The following is a 16915-nucleotide window of genomic DNA, read 5'->3' as shown; positions in this document are numbered from 1 at the left end:
TATTGCCATCTGAAATTTTGGAGCAAGCTGTAGAAGATGTTAATAATCCTAATAGTTAATTGTTGATTAAAGTTAAGTATTCTGCATATAAGTTTTGAACTTTTCCTATTGTGTATAAACGGGTTTCAAAAGTTGGCATTTTATATAAATTTATGTCCAACTACTTATCATGATTATTCCAGTACAAGGGATGATTTCTAAAATTATTCCAGTTGATGCCTGCAAGTTCATTTGTTTTTACTGCATCGGACTTTAGCGAAAAACTTACTTTTTTCATGGCAATTGTTGGGGTAAACATAGCGATCGCTTGTTTACGCAAATTACTCAGTAATAAAAAATATTTATTTTATGCCTAGAATTGAAACCAGAACCGAACCCATGACGATAAAAATGGGCCCCCATCATCCATCAATGCACGGTGTTTTGCGGTTGATTGTGACATTGGATGGGGAAAATGTGATCGACTGTGAACCAGTACTTGGCTACCTGCACCGGGGGATGGAAAAAATCGCGGAAAACCGCACCATCCAAATGTTCAATGAAGCTGTCACAGTCAACGCTGTGGAACAGTTGGCTGGTATCACCATTCCGAAACGCGCCAGCTACATCCGTGTCATCATGCTAGAGCTAAATCGAATTGCCAACCACCTGCTTTGGCTTGGGCCGTTTGCCGCAGATTTAGGCGCTCAAACTCCCTTTTTCTACATTTTCCGTTCGGAGTATATTTTATATAATTTATAGTTAACTCTATCTGAAGGTATGAGTATTTATGAAATCTATCTGTTGTGCAGATCACAAAAATTAGAACTACTACAAATTTATCCAATTCTCTATCGATAAGTCGCTTGTAGTTGCTTATGAAGCAGCAGACTAAGACATTGCAAAACTGTAAGATGTGTTAAAAGCAATTCCAAACGTAATGCTTAATGAGTAGCTCAGTTTGCTTAGATGCGTTATTGAGCGCCAATTATTAAAAATTATACTTAATACTAAATATTAAAACTTATCATGAAGATTAAGTAGTGCGATCGCCCATGAATGGCTGATTTGGAAATTAATTTTAAGTGATTCCCCAGTCTTCTTGTACTCTTAAATCTAAGCCTCAAGTAATTGAGTTGCAAATTGGATCGCCTCTGTTGGTGTCGAGACTTTTCCTTCGGCTTGTGCGATCGCAATTTCTGTTAATAACTTGCCAATCAATGGTGAAGGTGGGATTTTTAATGCTAGAATAATTTCCTTCCCACTTACTATTTGAGTGGGATGAGCGACCAGATCATCAGGGTTCAGGTAGCGGCTGATCAACGGTGCGTAGACGCATAGCGACTTTTGGCCAGATATCGGCTCTACCAGAATATCATCAGCTAATGCCAATACTGCTACAGCGCTAAATACTGTACCTGCTTCTTGGAAGAGGAAATACTGCTCCCTTAAAGGCATATTTGCTACTTTTAGCTGTGGGGACAGTTTTAAGGCTGTGGTAACAGATCGAATTTCGGCGCGACTGTAAGCGAGTCGCATTAATTCTACTTCGGCAGCTTCTGGATCAGAGTGGACAAGGCAAGCAAGTTTGGCGATACCTAACCATGTGGTTTTGATGGTATCACGTACATACTCTTGCAGTTGTGACCCTAGAGGCTGCCAATTTTTTGCTATTAAGGCAGCTGCTGTATCAACTGCTGCAAGTTTGTTGAAGCTTTCACGAGTAGCATTTTTAAACAAAGGCGCAAGTAAACCATCTTCCCAAGCACTTGTGAGCCAAGGAGTACCTAAAGGAGTTGCTAAGAGATAGCCAATTTCTACCCGTACTCGTTCTGCTGCTACTTTCGTAATGTGTGATGCCAAAGAACGAATTGTTGCTTGGGTAGTTGGCTCAATTGTAAAATCAAGTTGGGCGGCTTGGCGATAGGCTCGCATTAATCGTAAAGGATCATCCTCTAAGTTCTTAGGTGAAATCATTCGCAAAAGACGCTGTTGTAAATCAACAACACCTTGCAGGGAATCAATGATTTCTTGAGTATGAGGATTGTAGGCGATCGCATTGACTGTAAAATCCCGCCGATGCAAATCTGTTTCTAAACTAGCTCCTTCTTGCTGGGCAATGTCAACTGTGGCGTGGGGAAACACTACACGAGCAATTTGTCGTTCTGCATCTAGTAAAACAAAACCAGCCTGATAATGTTTGGCGATCGCTCTTGCAACCTTGACTGCATCAGCGGGGATCACAAAATCTAGATCTAAATATTCACGACTTCTGCCTAAAAGCGCATCCCGTACCGCGCCACCGACCATATACGCTGGTTGTGGCAACAATTCTAGGCTAAACGGCCAGGTTTCGGGAGCTAGGATAAAAGGAACTGAAGGATGCATTGTAATAAAAATCAACCCAGCAACTAATGAATATAAGTTTGGCTTAAGCTAGATTAACAATAAAGGTTCCTGGAGTTGGTTCTATTATGTGTATTTGCGTGAATTGCCACTATGTAGACCGCTGTGTAACCTATCACGCCGTAGAAACGCAGCATCAACAGCCCCACTTGACCGAAACACCCAATTTTGATCCCAATGAACCTTCGATCAATGTCAACATCCGCACTAAAGAGGACATCATTGAAATGGAATGGGATGTTGTCGGTTGTCTCAGCTTTAAGCGAGAAACTGGTAAATGGTCGAAGTTGCGTCCGGGTGAATTAGTACCAACGTAACGTTATGAGTTATGAGTGTTGCGGAGCGAGTAATTCTGAAATATTTGTTTGGTTACAGGTATATCTGATAAACTCGCTCATGTAGGTACTCTTGTTTCTACAGTTATAGAACACAGATATTTAAATTAATTTTGACCACTGAGCTAGAAAATCTCCAAGTAACAAAATACAGTTTGGCACTGCACACCACAACGCCCGAATTAGGTTTGGCAATTAGTAATTTTGCAGATGACACGCGCTCTCAGGTATGGAATTTAGGGCGTGATTTATCTAGCCTTGTACATCAATATTTAATTGAATTTATCCAACCACAAACTTGGTCAGATTTAGATTTTCTGGCAGTAGCAAAAGGGCCTGGCGGTTTTACAGGAACTCGAATTGGGGTTGTTCTCGCTCGTACTTTGGGGCAACAGTTAGATATTCCTGTATTTGCAATTTCTACGTTAGCCGCAGTAGCTTGGGCTGAAAAAGAAAGCCAACAAGCGGATGCTATTGCTGTGGAAATGCCAGCACAAAGGGGTCAAGTTTTTGGTGCTATTTATCAATCTAGCCCTGATGTTTGTGGTTTAACAACTTTATTGCCAGATACTGTGTTTACACCAGAAGTATGGCAGGAGACTTTAGCTAACTGGAATACAACTTATAAGCTGATTGCAGCAAAATCTGAGTTAGCTGCAACGGTGACAAGTATTTTGGAACTAGCTTATCTGGACTGGCAACAAGGTAAGCGTCCTAATTGGTCAGAGGCTTTGCCCTATTATGGGCAACATCCAGTAGATGTTTGATTAAACAAAGAAAAATGCCTCTATCGATGTTTGAGATATAGTCAGTCCGCCGCAATTTGCAGGCGCTTTGGCGATTACTGTTTCCCCATGATGAAAATAAAATTGCTCAATTAAAAGCGATATTATATAAAAATGATTATCATTATCTTATGCCTGTACCAAACATTATTGTCGTTACTGGTTCATCTGGGGCTGGAAAAACCACCTGGATTTGCCAACAGATGCGAGATACTGCTGCTGTTGACAAAGTAATTTATTTCAGCCCTAGTACTGGGACTGTTCCCATTGACCAAACCCGCATAGCTACTGAATTTCCTGGTATACAAGTCTTTGGTGATGGTCAGGAAGTTGAATTCTTCCATCAAATACCCAAAGCAGATGCAGTTTATATCGAATGGGGATTTTACTTAGAGTTGGGAGCGATGGGCTACGCCCCGCCTTTGGCGATCGCACAAATATTAGACAATCTGACTTACCGTGCCATAGCAGTCCTACCACCCGACCTCAAAAACTCTGAATATCATGCTTGGACAAACGAGATTGTACGCGGCGCACCAACCCAAACCAGCACCGCTGAAACTTTATGGCGGGCGGCAAGCAACGGTCAAGTAATTGATGAAAATAGTTTAGAAGAATTTTGGTACGAAATCACCCACGGCGCTTACGGTCTCGTCAGCCGCGCCAAAGGAATTTTTGACGTTAACGATGGCAGGTCACTTTATTGTGATTTTGTTGCTGGCGTTCCCCCGACGGATTTTTTGGAATTAGACTTACCACGTTATTTAGAGGGTAGACCTCAGCGTTTCGGTGGTATAGAAGTGGTGGGCAAAAACTTGGATGAAGCAGCTTTAAGGCAAACATTATCAGATTGTTGTTTATCTGACGCTGCGATTTTGCAATACCAACAACAAGTGAAAGAGATTTTATTAGAAGGTGAATTAGTGTGAAAATAGCCGTCATGTCATGTATTCATGGCAATTACGAAGCCTTGGATGCTGTATTACTAGATATCGATCAGCAAAAAGCTGAAAAAATCTTTTGTGTCGGCGATTTGGTAGGATATGGCCCACATCCGAATGCAGTCATAGCTCAAATTCGTTCTTTAGATATTCCCACCTGCGCGGGCTGTTGGGATGAAGATATTGTGGAAGGATTGAATGCTTGCGATTGCAGTTATCCCTCTTTATTGGCAGAAAAAAGAGGACAGCAGGCTCACGAATGGACTAATAAAGAAATTCACCCGGAAAACCGCGAATTCTTAGCTAAGTTGCCACACAGTCTTAAAGAGGAAAATTTAGCTTTTGTTCATGGCAGTCCTTATAGCAACCATGAGTATTTGTTGCCTGAACTAGACGCTTTTGTAGCACTAGAGCGAGTACTTTCCACAGATTCAGATGTGCTTTTTTGTGGTCATACTCATGTGCCTTATGCCCGGACTCTTGATGCTGGACAGTTACAAGTCCGGGTTGGTAGAGGAGAAAAAACACAGGAAATCAGTTTTACATCTCCTCTCAAACAGATTGTAAATGTGGGTTCAGTGGGAGAACCCCGACATGGACGACCGAATGCTACCTATGCGATTTATGACACAGATACCCAACAAGTGAAGCTGCGAGAAGTAGCTTACGACTATCAAAAAACCTGTACAGCCATTATTGAGAAAGGTTTACCTGCAATTTTTGCTTGGCGGTTGGTACATGGGTTGGAATATGCAGAACGGGCAGATGACCCGACTCATGTGTGTACAAGGTGATGAGGCATAGGGATAGGAAGTGCACAGATGAATAAATGGGCGATTTTGAGTGGAATCGAAGGTAATTTAGCGGCTTATGAGGCTGTAATTGCGGATATTAAGCGTCAGGGTGATACGGTAGAAGCTTTGTATATTTTGGGCGACTTGGTGGGGCCAAGATCAGAAGCCGAGAAGTTAGTAGAACGGGTGCTTAACCCACGGCGTGGAGAATTAGAACCCTTGATTTGTAAGGGATGGTGGGAAGAACAGTGTTTGATTTTGCATGGTCTGGGAGCGACTGGGGATGCTCCTGAACTGATGGCAAAATATGGAAGTGATACTGTTGAGATGTTGGGCGAATGTGTTTCTCGCAAGACAGTACAATGGTTGCGATCGCTCGATTTTGGTTTTTTTGAATTGGATTGTTTGTTAATCCACGGTTCAACGCTAGGTGTGGACGAAGAATTAACCCCAGAAACTCCCCCAATCCAAATGCTTGATAGTCTGTCACGGATACAAGCAAATAACTTGTTCTGTGGGCGTTCTGGTTTAACTTTTCAGTATCAGCTGCAAACTGGTTCTATTACTACTAAACTTACCACTCTTGATAACCAAGCGCCTCCGCAAACTGTTACTGTTCCACCGCGTCAAGTCATTGGGGTGGGGAATGTGGGACGCACACTAGGTCAAGCAACCTATGCCCTCTACAACCCTAATATAAATCAAGTGGAATTCAAGACTGTGTATTACGGCAATAGTAAGGGATTTCAAAGCCAGCGCCAAGTTACAAAATCGAAATTCCGCGTCTAAATCAATTATCAAGTTAATGGTGCGTATGTGCCAAAAGCACAGTGCAACCATCCTAAAACGATGGTTAGGCAATAGCACCCGCAAGCGATCGCTCTGCACTGATGCTGAAATTTTGAAATTCCTAAATATCTATCTTAGGTATGAAATCAAATAATAACTCTAGGCAGTGGCTTCAGCCGTGCAGAATAACTAGGATATTATATTATTAGTCAGCCGCCACACCGAATTGTCTATTGATTGCGCGTACTTAAGATTTCTTAACTGTTTGGGTAGCCTGAAGTGCCTTAACTAAATTTTCCTTGGCAAAGCAACAGATACTAACAAAACAGATATGAAAGCAAATGAAATCCTGACAAAGTATGCAGAAGGAACTAGAGACTTTACTGGTATCAACCTGAGTGAGGCAGATTTAAGAGAAGTCAATCTTAGTGGAGCAATTTTAGATAAAGCTATCTTGGATGGTGCTAATCTTACTTCTGCTAATTTAGCGCAAACTAGCTTAATTGAAGCAGACTTGAACGGAGCTAATTTGAGTAATGCTGATCTGACTAGCAGTAACTTAACTGGGGCTATTTTAGATGGAGCCATTTTAGATGCAGCTATCTTAGATGGAGCTAATTTGAGTCAAGCTGATTTAACTGTTGCCAAGCTGATTGAAGCTAATCTGAGTGAAGCGGAATTGCATGAGACAAATTTGAAAGCTGCGAATTTAGATAAAGCCGATTTGAGTGGAGCCGACTTAACTGTAGCTGACCTGACTCAGGCAAATCTCACCCAAGCAGACTTGAACGAGGCTAATTTGAGCGGGGCTAATTTAGAGGGAGCGAATTTAGAAGGAACGATTCTAGATGAGAATGTTTAACCTTTGACCTCTAATCCCTGCGTAACCCTTGGCTTATTACGATCGCTTTTCTATATGACAGATCAAAGTGCGGAATGGGGTTACAATCAACAATCACAGTTAACGATGGCTTGATGTGCCTTTATGCATAGGCGATCGCTTGGCTCAGATAACTTTCTTAACCGAACCATAGTGTTATAAATTATCTTGCGATTTCGTAAAAGTAGGATTTGGTTGTGAGAAATGCTATTCAAGAGGAGGGATATCTATTAAAAACTGCAACTGAGCCTTTATCATCAAAGGAAAACACAGTAAACGGGTCTTTTTGATTCCCCATCTCCATACCAGGAGTTCCAACAGGCATTTGAGGAACAGATAAACCAGCTACATTTGGCTTTTCTTGAAGCAGACGTTTGATATCGTCCGCTGGTACATGTCCTTCGATGACATACCCATTAACAATTGCTGTGTGGCAAGATGACAAGTTATCCGGCAGGTTGTACCTTTGTTTAACTGCCTGGATATCAGGAATAGGAAAGTCTTTGATTTCAAAACCCTTTGCTTTTAAGTGGTCAATCCACCCACTACAACAGCTACAGTCTGGACTGCGATATACAGTGGCATCCGGCAGTGTTAGAGCATTACTCATAGGAGCAGTGCTTCCCAAGATGCACAACATCCCTGTTGTTAGACAAATCGTTAAAAATACTCTAACAGCAACACGTATACCGATGAAGCGCAACCACTTTTGCCAATGAATAAGTTGTTTGAGCAACATCTGAACCTTCTTAAGTTCTGTAAAGTAAAAGTAAGCATCAATAACTGCATTATGGCACAAGCTGCAATAGCCGTAATCCTGTTCACTTTTGCTTATGACCAATGATTCAACGGCGGACAAGCCCCTAAATTCTATTTACCCGTTTTCTGTCACTCTCCCAAAACAAAAATCGAAGGCAACTTTTAAAACTCTAACTGGGGTTAGGTTTGTGGCTTTATATTCTAATATGATGGATAACATTATTGCTTTAGGATGAAACTCTTGTCTGGTAAGGGTTACATCTTTTTATCTAGGGAAAGTGACAGAAGAGGGGTAATTAGGAAAAAGTGGAATCGGCAATGAAAATACTTCTACCTCCGCCAATGCTTTGTCGTAGAGGTAGAAATTTTTTTTACAGACATAAGTTTGCTAACAACTGTACCAATGAACATGGTTGGAGTAAAATTTAACACGCTATAATAAAAAATTTTGTAAGCGTTGTTTGCCAACATCGAAGTTGAAGTAATTGGGCGAAACTAATTAGCTGCTTCTGTTACGTGTCGCAACAGATAATTTTCCTTAACTGAACTGTATTCGCACCGATCTATCTGAGTACCATAGTTTTTGATGCTGGGTTGTAGTACCTTCTCAAGAAGCAAGAAACCATGAAAAAGCTCATCAACAAGCCAGAAGACTTTGTGCGGGAAAGTTTAGAGGGTATGGCAGCGGCTCATGCCGATTTAATAGAGGTGAGTTATGATCCCACCTTTGTTTATCGAGTTGATGCACCCATCCAGGGCAAAGTAGCAATTATTTCTGGTGGTGGCAGTGGGCATGAGCCGATGCACGCTGGCTTTGTGGGTAGGGGAATGCTTGATGCTGCTTGTCCAGGAGAGGTTTTCACTTCACCTACCCCCGACCAAATGCTCGAAGCTGCGAAGAAAGTTAATGGTGGGGCTGGTATCCTTTATCTCGTCAAAAATTACAGTGGCGATGTGATGAACTTTGAGATGGCAACAGAATTAGCTCAAAGTGAGGGTATCCGAGTGCTGAATATCTTGATTGATGATGATGTGGCAGTGAAAGACAGCCTTTATACTCAGGGGCGGCGGGGTGTGGGCACAACGGTATTGGCAGAAAAAATTTGTGGTGCAGCAGCCCAAGAGGGGTATGATTTGCGGCAAATAGCAGATTTGTGCCGACGGGTAAATTTGCATGGACGGAGTATGGGAATTGCTTTGAGTTCTTGCACAGTACCCGCCAAAGGAACACCGACATTTGCATTAGGCGATCGCGAATTAGAAATTGGCATCGGGATTCACGGCGAACCAGGAAGAGAACGCATCGCCTTACAATCAGTTGATGAAATCACAGAAACTTTGGCCCAAACAATAATTGCGGACACAGACTATAGCCGGACAGTGCGCGAATGGGATGAAGATAAACAAGAATGGGTAGATGTAGAACTGATAGATCCGCCATTACAAAAAGGCGATCGCCTGCTAGCTTTTGTGAATAGTATGGGCGGTACTCCCCTTTCTGAGTTGTATCTTGTCTATCGCAAACTCACCCAAATCTGTGAACAGCATAATCTGCAAATTGTCCGCAATCTGATTGGGCCTTATATTACATCTCTAGAAATGCAAGGTTGCTCAATTACCTTACTTAAGTTAGATGATGAAATGATCCGCCTCTGGGATGCTCCAGTCAAAACCCCTAACTTACGTTGGGGTTGTTAACGACCTCTGGTTTGCGGTGGCTTGTCAAAGCCAGCATAAAGCACCATAGCCATTCCATTCGAGGTCGATCGCCCAGGAACCTCACTGCGTTTCAGCGTCTTAGTAGTTCTGCCGCGGGTTTCCTCAACCCAGATTTGGTAAGTATCTCGATCAAAATATGCTTCAGCTACACCAGCGAAACTAGCAGAAGCATTGACAATACGGAAAAGCGGCTCTTTGGCATCTTGTTTTCCAGCAGCGTAAATTAACCCGCCTAAAAATTCAGTAAAGCCTCCATTAGTGGTTTCAACTTTTGTTTTACCATGCTCTGTTTTAAAACCGAGAATCCAAAGTTTAGCGCCCCTATTAACTACATTAGTCCGGGAACGACCTTCAGGATTCAACTGGCGTGCCCAAATGCGTTGATCGGGGTTGAGAAATCTGACTTGTCCCATAACAGCATCATCAATAAACAGATCCCCAGACCCTTTACTTTCTAGGTTAAGGTGGCTAATACTACGATAAACAACAGTGCGTTTAGCTACAGTCCGCCATTGCAGCTTTGAGCCAAACGCCACAAAGAAGTTTTCAACAATCAAGGTTGGTTGACTGCCGTTGTCGGCAATTATCTCTCCGCTACCATCAATCCAACCTTCAGCACCAGTCAATCTTCGCACATTACCTCTGAGTTTCAGAGAACCGTTAATCGTAAAGTATCCAGTCTGTGGCACTAGTACAGTTGTAGCACCAGAATCTATTGCCGCTTGAAAAGCAGCAGTATCATCCTTTTTATCATTAGGGATAGCTCCAAACTGTTGAACGCTCACCCAATTTTTCGGGTTATCCCACGCTAGCTTAGGAAATTGCTTAATTGGTAGTTGTAGCGATCGCTGTGGTGAATCGAACTTAGATAAAATTGGATGAGAAGTAAATTCACTAATTGCAGACTTTTTAACCGTCTTAACTGCATTTCGCGCATTACTTGAGAGAACATTGCTATAGCCGGAAGATACTACATTTCTGGCATAGATAAACCCAGCAGAAGAAATTGCAGGCAGAGTTTTGGCATTACCACGACCAGTGAGCTTGGCATTGATTAGTGTTAACGTACTTCCTGGGTCATTACCTCCATTAGGATTTCTACCGTTAACAATTGCAGGTACGGCATTAAAACTGCTGAAACCCTCAAGGCTCATTACTTGTCCGCCATTGAAGATACCTGCTCGTTTCTGATCGCGGACTGTAATGTTTTGCAAGGAGACACCGTTAATGCCATTGTTGGTGCGTATGCCGTTATCAAATCCCACAATCTCAACATCTTCCACCAGCAAAGGGCCGACTTCACCATGAGTTAGTGCTAAACCAGTTCTTCCTTGTCTGTCAGCAGAGATGATTTTAACGCTGCGTACTGCTCCTTGATTATTAGCGGTAAAATTTAGTCCTTCTGCTCCAGGGTTGTTCTTTCCTGTATTAATAGTGAGGTTTCTTACCGAATTGCCGAAGCGTTGAGCTACTAGACTTGCTTTGAAATCTTCAGACTTGCGATCTAAATCTGGGTCAAAACCTGTAGAAATAACTGGTCGAGGCTGCTGGGGATTTTGGAATTTGGGAGAACTATTGTTGAGTTGGATAATTACCCCATCTTTACTTTGCCCTTGCAGCACAGTTCGCTTGTAGTCAGAACGATAACGAATACCTGTTGGCCAATGTAGAGAATCAGAGACGTTATACACGCCATTGGGTAAATAAATAACTCGTCCCCCACTAGGAAACTGGCTGAGTGCTTTTTGGATAGCTTGGGTATCATCTCGGCCATCGTTGGGTACAGCCCCGTATTTTGGTGAAGTGACATCAACCACCGCCACATTTTGCGGATAGATAATGTTCTCTTTGGCTGGTGCGATCGCAGCACCTAAGGCGACGATCTCATTTTCACCATTTTTGGTATAGTCAACGCAAGTAGTAACGAGGAAAGCGCTGAAGAGTGATATAGGGAGTAGTTTTAAAACTAATGTCCGAGAACGAATCATAAATGCATATTCTCTTAACTAACTTCACTATTTCCTACTCTGACATTTAGTAAGCAGTAGCCTGAGAAATTCAGATACATCGCTACGATACCTTGTTGATATTAGCAAAGCTAGGGTGCAAAGATCGCAGATGGTAAGCAAAGAGCAGATTTTGCAATGGTTGCACGCATTTGCAGCCGCAATAGAGCAGAATAAAGATTATTTGACAGAATTAGATGCCGCGATTGGTGATGCTGACCACGGTATTAATATGGATCGCGGTTTCAAAAAGGTAATCCTTCAGTTACCGAGTGTCGCAGACAAGGACATCGGCAGCATTTTCAAAACAGTCAGTATGACCTTGATTTCTAGTGTTGGGGGTGCGAGTGGCCCTTTGTATGGCACTTGGTTTTTGCGAGCCAGTACAGATTTAGCTGGCAAGCAGGAGTTAACTGAGCAGGATTTGCTGGGAGTATTTCAAGCAGGGTTAAATGGTGTAATTCAGCGTGGTAAAGCCCAACTGAGAGACAAGACAATGCTAGATGTCCTATCTCCGGCAATGGTGGCTTTTGCGAAAGCTGTAGATGAAGGTAGAGGCACAGTGGTAGCTTTGCAGCAAGCTGTAACTGCGGCTGAACAAGGATTAAAGGATACCACGCCGATGTTAGCGAAAAAAGGACGCGCTAGCTATTTAGGCGATCGCAGTATTGGACATCAAGATCCAGGGGGTACTTCTGCTTATTTAATGTTGAAATGTTTGTTAGAAGTCCTAGAAAATTGAAGCGATCGCCTTCACATACCTAAGCTATTTGAAAAACTGTCGGTTCTGGAAGCGGATCGCCCTCAGCCTCATAAGCAATAATCAAAGACTCTAAAGCTTCAATTCCATTTGCAACTGCTGACTCATAAATATCTCCATGAGTCCGCCAGCGTTGTCCCGGAAAATCAGGAAATCCCACTAGAAAACAGTTGTCTTCATCCGACCACTGAATCACCATTTGGTACTTAAGCTTCGTCATCTTGGTTTTTACCCTCGACTTCCTCAATTGCCTGTTTTACTTCCTTTTCTTGATATCATTTAGCGTCTGCTCCATCTTTACCTGCAATCGTAATTTTGCCAGGATATAAAATGCACCCAGCTGGTATGACTAGCTTTGCCTGGAATTTCACGGAAACCTGCTTGCCGCAGCATTTGTTTCAGTTCTCGGATTTTTTTGACATTACTGCTTAGAGTTCGGTTTTATTATGTCTAAGAGGGAGCAGAGCTTGTTTATTAACTAAATACCCGATGTTGCAAAGAAGGCATTTGACGGCGGACTTGTTCTAGGCGAGTGGGTTTGATTTCGGCGATCGCAATTCCTGGCTGTTCGCCTGCATCGGCTAAAATGGCACCCCAAGGATCGATAATCATGGCGTGTCCGTGGGTTTGCCGTCTGGCGTAGTTGGTGCCGGTTTGAGCTGGAGCAATCACGTAGCAGGTGTTTTCAATCGCTCTGGCTTGTAGTAATGTCTGCCAGTGGTCTTTGCCAGTGAAGGCAGTGAAGGCAGCAGGCACAAATAAAACATCGGCTCCTTTGTCTGCCAAATGGCGATACAGTTCTGGGAAGCGGACATCATAGCAAATAGAAAGTCCCAGATTACCAAGTTGTTCCGAGAAGTAAACGGGGGGTAGTTGCGTACCAGCCATGACTGTGCTGGATTCTCGATAGGTGTTACCGTCAGGAACGTTAACATCAAATAGATGTACCTTGTAATAGCGAGAAACTTCATGACCATTGGGGTCAATGAGTACGCTTGTGTTATAGAATTTGCCTGTGTTCTCTACAAGGACTGGAAAGCTGCCGCCCAGGATGGTCACTTGAAAGCGCTGGGCCATTTTTTTGAGAAATCTTTCACTTTCAGTGGCGATCGCTTCTGCTTGTGCGAGTTTGTCTTTTTCTTCGCCCATAAAAGAAAAGTTCTCTGGCAAACATACCAACTCAGCACCTCGACGCACAGCAAGTTCAATAAATTCTTCAGCTTGTGCCAAGTTTTTGTATAGGTCGGGCACACTAGTCAATTGGATAGCAGCTGCTAAATAAGACTTCATAGATTAAACAACAAACAGTGGTTTTGTGCGGAGTAGATTCTCAAATATATCGTTATACCAATTCAAAATTCAAAATTCACTCATTCCAAATTCAGAAAGCCTGATTTCATCTGAGTTTCCAGGCTTGTATCTGTCGCTAAACGTTGCTTTTGTTGAAGCAACTCGTTATCCTCACCATCCTTTCTCAATCTTCCTATGGGTTATAGCAAACTGGGTACGGTTCAAGGTAGCTTGTTATCAAACATTGATAAAAGTTGCCTACTGTGGATACCTCTGTTCTGATCCAAACCTTTATAGCTGTGTTTGTTCTAGCCGACGCTATAGGGAATATACCAATAGTCTTGGTTTTGACAAAGGGGATGACACCAGAGGAAAGAAACAAAGTTATAGATAAAGCAATTATCGTTGCGATCACAGTTCTATTGCTTTTTGCTTTTACTGGGCAATTAATTTTGAATTATTTGGAAATCAGCATGGCTTCTTTGCGAGTTGCTGGAGGGCTATTGTTGCTGTTAATTGCTTTGCAAATGCTCCGGGGAGAAATAGATACGCCAATTACGGAAGAAGGACGCGACGTTGCAATTACACCATTGGCTTTGCCATTGTTAGCGGGGCCGGGTACTTTGACAACAGTAATGTTATTAATGTCAAAATCTCCCAGTCCGCATATTGGTGTCATTGTGGGTATTGTAGCGGCAATGTTCATGAGTTGGTTGATTTTGCGTCTGGGAACTTATATCGAAAAGTGGATTGGTGCTGAAGGTGAAGTCATTGTGACTCAGCTTTTCGGTTTTCTATTGGCGGCACTAGCGATAGAAATTGGTAGTACTGGAATTCGGGAATTGTTCTTAAAATAGCGAAATTTTGAGTTCAGAACTCGGATGATGGTGTTTTATGCTTGAATGATGGAGTTCTGAACTCGAACGATGGTGTTCTGTGCTTGAATGATGGAGTTCTGAACTCGGATGATGGTGTTCTGAACTTGAATGATGGTGTTCTGAACTCGAATGATGGTGTTCTGAACTCGAACGTTGGTGTTCTGTGCTTGAGTAATGGAGTTCGGAACTCGAACGTTGGTGTTCTGTGCTTGAGTGATGGAGTTCGGAACTTGAACGATGAAGTTCTGTGCTTGAATTATAGTGTTTGAAACTCAAACGATGGAGTTCCAAACTTAAGTAATTTTCTGTAGGTGGGCACTGCCCACCCTACGATGTGGAGTAGTGTAGAAATCTAGATTTTTAATAAAGCTTTCCTAATTACGAATTACGAATTACGAATTACGAATTACGAATTACGAACTAGTATCAACCCAATCCCAACTGCTGCTTCAACCCTTCTGGCACATTTACCGCTTTCTCTAATCCTCGGACACTTTCCCATTGCTGTTTTTCACCCCAAATCATTTGTTCGAGGTTGGCTTCGCTAACGTCGGCATTGTTAAGAATGGCGTAGTTGACGTTAGTGTTGCTAAGATCCGCACCATTGAACAAAGCACCGCTGAGGTTGCTACCGCTGAGATTGGCGTTGTTGAGGTTGGCATAGCTGAAGTCCGTACCAAACAGCATGGCATCGCTGAGGTCGGCTCCAGTGAGGTCAGCATCGTTGAGAATTACGCCACTGAGGTCGGCTTCATTAAGAATTACTCCACTGAGGTCTACGCCGCTCAGGTCAGCGCCTAAAAACATTGCTCCGTTGAGTCTGGCGTAGTTTAGCTTGGCTCCATTGAGTTTGGCATAGCTGAGGTCGGCGGCGACAAGAACGGCTTCGCTGAGGTTGGTACTAAACAGAATTGTGTCGCTGAGGTTGGTGCCGTTGAGAATAGCGTGGCTCAAGTCTGCACCACTAAGGTCGGCACGGCAAAGGTCGGCATGGCTAAGGTTAACACCGCCGAGGTTAGCTTCACTGAGGTTGGCTCCAAAAAGGATAGCGTTAGTCAAGTCGGCGCGGCTGAGGTTTGCATCTTTAAGATTAGCGCTGTTGAGGTTGGCACTGCTGAGGTCGGCGTTGCTGAGGTTGGTGCTGCTAAAGTCAGCACTGCTGAGGTCGGTGCGGCTGAGATTAGCGTCTTGGAAGGTAGCGCCGCTGAGGTTGGCACTGCTAAGGTCAGCACGGCTGAGGTTGGCATTGCTAAAGTTGGCACCACTGAGATTGGCATCACCAAAGTTGACATTGCTGAGGTTGGCATTGCTGAAGTTGGCCCCTGTGAGGTTAGCATCCCCCAAGTAAGCACCGCTGAGGTTCGCACCGCTAAAATTAACACCAGTCAAATTAGCATTTCCTAGATAAGCGCCTCTAAAGTTGCCGCCTTTGAGAAATTCCCCAACTATGCTGCTAAAGTTACCAATTTCCAAAGCATCGCTATAGTTGATGATCCGAAGTAGTTGGGATGTGAAAAAGCTATCTGTATCTGGTTGAGTCGATGGATAAAAGTTAATATGCTGCTGAAGTTCATCTCTGACTTGAGCGTAGCGGTGTAATTCCAATAATAAAATCAGTACATTCAGCCCAGTATAGATATCTACTTGTCTCAGTCCTACAGGAATATCTTGTGCTAGCATGAGTAGCATTTTTTTCTGAGGCAAGTTATCACTAGGTGCAGCATCCAGAAATTCCCCCCGACACCAGCGACGATAAAAGCCTTCTAGCCGTTGAAACAGAAGCACTGGGTGAAATTTTTTACTGGTAATGAGCAAGTCCATAACTTGTTCAACTATGTCTGGTGTCAAGGCACCATTACCCAGTACATCGTAAATTTCTTCATATAGTTGGCGATTCCCTTTGGCGCTGCGCTCCGCGCAATCGCTGTTAATATACTGCGAATCCCTATCTAGCTTTGTCCAATCTTCCAACCTTTTTTGCAGTTTTTCGGGTAATAAAGTATCCTGCAAATTAACTTGAAACAAGTTAACCTTTTTATCTGGAACTTGAGTATTTTTTCCTAGAGGCAAAACGGCTTCGGCTTCCCAAGATGTTTTTTTTGGCTTCTTTGGTAACCTTGTACCTCTTGCATAATTGCTCAAACGTTTCCAAACTTGAGATAAATGTGCCATTGCTGTATTCAATATGACTACGTAATTACTTGTGTTTTAGAGCTTATTTAAAGTTTTTTATAAACTTAGATGCTTCTTAGCCACAAAACGCATTCGTATAATATATAACTGATGCAAAATTGAGATTTTCTTGGTAAAAATCAATCTCCAAGAGTCTCACGCTTTTTCTCAGTGTTAATGGATAGTTAGAGTTTAAAAAGGTCTGCATTTTTCCAGTAATGTCATTGAATCCGCAAAAATCGTTATACTTTCTTACCAGCAAGTTTACTAATCTAATGTAAAAATAATACGTGCCGTTTCCTACAGATACAATTATTAGCAAAAATACTACAGCAAAAGTGTGTAATCAGGTTTAAAAATAGTGATGTTAATTTAACTGATAAAGTTTACTGCTGGATAATAAGCAGTCAGAGTTTAACTCA

At 42.7% G+C, this 16915-nt stretch carries 16 protein-coding genes and 1 pseudogene; 11 read left to right on the top strand and 6 right to left on the bottom strand.

What is annotated here, in order from left to right; genetic code table 11:
* Window positions 1-348: 348 nt before the first annotated feature.
* Window positions 349-738, top strand: a pseudogene (locus AC5JL8_RS33995) (NAD(P)H-quinone oxidoreductase subunit H); the annotation flags it as partial.
* Between the two features lie 357 nt (window positions 739-1095).
* On the opposite strand, the gene AC5JL8_RS33990 reads toward AC5JL8_RS33995, so the two are convergent.
* A complete protein-coding gene (locus AC5JL8_RS33990; protein WP_495884093.1) occupies window positions 1096-2367 on the bottom strand; it encodes a tRNA nucleotidyltransferase/poly(A) polymerase-related protein in 1272 nt (423 codons plus the stop codon).
* 86 nt (window positions 2368-2453) lie between these two features.
* Here AC5JL8_RS33990 and AC5JL8_RS33985 point away from each other — a divergent pair, with 86 nt between their 5' ends.
* The 6 genes from AC5JL8_RS33985 to AC5JL8_RS33960 all read left to right on the top strand — a co-directional run bounded on the left by AC5JL8_RS33985 (window position 2454) and on the right by AC5JL8_RS33960 (window position 6891).
* Window positions 2454-2702: a Ycf34 family protein gene (locus AC5JL8_RS33985; RefSeq protein WP_495884092.1), complete on the top strand. Its 249-nt coding sequence runs from the start codon at window positions 2454-2456 to the stop codon at window positions 2700-2702.
* 131 nt (window positions 2703-2833) lie between these two features.
* A complete protein-coding gene (gene tsaB, locus AC5JL8_RS33980; RefSeq protein WP_495884091.1) occupies window positions 2834-3487 on the top strand; it encodes a tRNA (adenosine(37)-N6)-threonylcarbamoyltransferase complex dimerization subunit type 1 TsaB in 654 nt (217 codons plus the stop codon).
* Between the two features lie 149 nt (window positions 3488-3636).
* On the top strand, window positions 3637-4434 hold the full coding sequence (locus tag AC5JL8_RS33975; RefSeq protein WP_495884090.1) for a CobW C-terminal domain-containing protein: 798 nt from the start codon (window positions 3637-3639) through the stop codon (window positions 4432-4434).
* Entirely contained in the window at window positions 4431-5240 is an 810-nt protein-coding gene (locus AC5JL8_RS33970) for a metallophosphoesterase family protein (RefSeq protein ID WP_495884089.1), read from the top strand. Before AC5JL8_RS33975 ends, AC5JL8_RS33970 begins: the two co-directional genes overlap by 4 nt.
* A gap of 27 nt (window positions 5241-5267) precedes the next feature.
* Window positions 5268-6029 (top strand): metallophosphatase, encoded by a 762-nt coding sequence (locus AC5JL8_RS33965; RefSeq protein ID WP_495884088.1) that lies wholly within the window; start codon window positions 5268-5270, stop codon window positions 6027-6029.
* Between the two features lie 331 nt (window positions 6030-6360).
* Complete coding sequence (locus AC5JL8_RS33960) at window positions 6361-6891, top strand: pentapeptide repeat-containing protein (RefSeq protein WP_495884087.1); 531 nt, start codon at window positions 6361-6363, stop codon at window positions 6889-6891.
* Between the two features lie 229 nt (window positions 6892-7120).
* Here the strand turns inward: AC5JL8_RS33960 and AC5JL8_RS33955 are convergent, their stop codons facing one another.
* Entirely contained in the window at window positions 7121-7648 is a 528-nt protein-coding gene (locus AC5JL8_RS33955) for a DUF411 domain-containing protein (RefSeq protein WP_495884086.1), read from the bottom strand.
* Window positions 7649-8292: 644 nt separating this feature from the next.
* Here AC5JL8_RS33955 and dhaK point away from each other — a divergent pair.
* Window positions 8293-9366 (top strand): dihydroxyacetone kinase subunit DhaK, encoded by a 1074-nt coding sequence (dhaK, locus tag AC5JL8_RS33950; RefSeq protein ID WP_495884085.1) that lies wholly within the window; start codon window positions 8293-8295, stop codon window positions 9364-9366.
* On the opposite strand, the gene AC5JL8_RS33945 is transcribed toward dhaK, so the two are convergent.
* Window positions 9363-11375 (bottom strand): glycosyl hydrolase family 28-related protein, encoded by a 2013-nt coding sequence (locus AC5JL8_RS33945; RefSeq protein WP_495884084.1) that lies wholly within the window; start codon window positions 11373-11375, stop codon window positions 9363-9365. The genes dhaK and AC5JL8_RS33945 overlap by 4 nt on opposite strands.
* Before the next feature lie 130 nt (window positions 11376-11505).
* Here AC5JL8_RS33945 and dhaL point away from each other — a divergent pair, with 130 nt between their 5' ends.
* On the top strand, window positions 11506-12135 hold the full coding sequence (gene dhaL, locus AC5JL8_RS33940) for a dihydroxyacetone kinase subunit DhaL (RefSeq protein WP_495884251.1): 630 nt from the start codon (window positions 11506-11508) through the stop codon (window positions 12133-12135).
* A gap of 19 nt (window positions 12136-12154) precedes the next feature.
* Here the strand turns inward: dhaL and AC5JL8_RS33935 are convergent, their stop codons facing one another.
* Both AC5JL8_RS33935 and AC5JL8_RS33930 read right to left on the bottom strand, forming a co-directional pair.
* A complete protein-coding gene (locus tag AC5JL8_RS33935; RefSeq protein ID WP_495884083.1) occupies window positions 12155-12373 on the bottom strand; it encodes a type II toxin-antitoxin system HicB family antitoxin in 219 nt (72 codons plus the stop codon).
* Window positions 12374-12627: 254 nt separating this feature from the next.
* A complete protein-coding gene (locus AC5JL8_RS33930) occupies window positions 12628-13443 on the bottom strand; it encodes a carbon-nitrogen hydrolase family protein (protein WP_495884082.1) in 816 nt (271 codons plus the stop codon).
* A 263-nt stretch (window positions 13444-13706) separates the two neighbouring features.
* Here AC5JL8_RS33930 and AC5JL8_RS33925 point away from each other — a divergent pair, with 263 nt between their 5' ends.
* Complete coding sequence (locus AC5JL8_RS33925; protein WP_495884081.1) at window positions 13707-14300, top strand: MarC family protein; 594 nt, start codon at window positions 13707-13709, stop codon at window positions 14298-14300.
* A 41-nt stretch (window positions 14301-14341) separates the two neighbouring features.
* Entirely contained in the window at window positions 14342-14590 is a 249-nt protein-coding gene (locus AC5JL8_RS33920) for a hypothetical protein (protein ID WP_495884080.1), read from the top strand.
* A 157-nt stretch (window positions 14591-14747) separates the two neighbouring features.
* On the opposite strand, the gene AC5JL8_RS33915 is transcribed toward AC5JL8_RS33920, so the two are convergent.
* On the bottom strand, window positions 14748-16493 hold the full coding sequence (locus tag AC5JL8_RS33915) for a pentapeptide repeat-containing protein (RefSeq protein ID WP_495884079.1): 1746 nt from the start codon (window positions 16491-16493) through the stop codon (window positions 14748-14750).
* Window positions 16494-16915 lie beyond the last annotated feature (422 nt).

It is taken from the genome of Mojavia sp. (genome assembly GCF_059505145.1).
The sequence above is the reverse complement of the archived record's forward strand: the minus strand, read 5'-3'. Positions and strand labels throughout refer to the sequence as shown.

Excerpts from the sequence above, each read along its gene's own strand:
- AC5JL8_RS33990 (WP_495884093.1), bottom strand. The coding sequence starts at position 2,367 with ATGCATCCTTCAGTTCCTTTTATCCTAGCTCCCGAAACCTGGCCGTTT.
- AC5JL8_RS33985 (WP_495884092.1), top strand. The coding sequence starts at position 2,454 with ATGTGTATTTGCGTGAATTGCCACTATGTAGACCGCTGTGTAACCTAT.
- AC5JL8_RS33975 (WP_495884090.1), top strand. The coding sequence starts at position 3,637 with ATGCCTGTACCAAACATTATTGTCGTTACTGGTTCATCTGGGGCTGGA.
- AC5JL8_RS33965 (WP_495884088.1), top strand. The coding sequence starts at position 5,268 with ATGAATAAATGGGCGATTTTGAGTGGAATCGAAGGTAATTTAGCGGCT.
- AC5JL8_RS33960 (WP_495884087.1), top strand. The coding sequence starts at position 6,361 with ATGAAAGCAAATGAAATCCTGACAAAGTATGCAGAAGGAACTAGAGAC.
- AC5JL8_RS33955 (WP_495884086.1), bottom strand. The coding sequence starts at position 7,648 with ATGTTGCTCAAACAACTTATTCATTGGCAAAAGTGGTTGCGCTTCATC.
- dhaK (WP_495884085.1), top strand. The coding sequence starts at position 8,293 with ATGAAAAAGCTCATCAACAAGCCAGAAGACTTTGTGCGGGAAAGTTTA.
- AC5JL8_RS33945 (WP_495884084.1), bottom strand. The coding sequence starts at position 11,375 with ATGATTCGTTCTCGGACATTAGTTTTAAAACTACTCCCTATATCACTC.
- dhaL (WP_495884251.1), top strand. The coding sequence starts at position 11,506 with ATGGTAAGCAAAGAGCAGATTTTGCAATGGTTGCACGCATTTGCAGCC.
- AC5JL8_RS33935 (WP_495884083.1), bottom strand. The coding sequence starts at position 12,373 with ATGACGAAGCTTAAGTACCAAATGGTGATTCAGTGGTCGGATGAAGAC.
- AC5JL8_RS33930 (WP_495884082.1), bottom strand. The coding sequence starts at position 13,443 with ATGAAGTCTTATTTAGCAGCTGCTATCCAATTGACTAGTGTGCCCGAC.
- AC5JL8_RS33915 (WP_495884079.1), bottom strand. The coding sequence starts at position 16,493 with ATGGCACATTTATCTCAAGTTTGGAAACGTTTGAGCAATTATGCAAGA.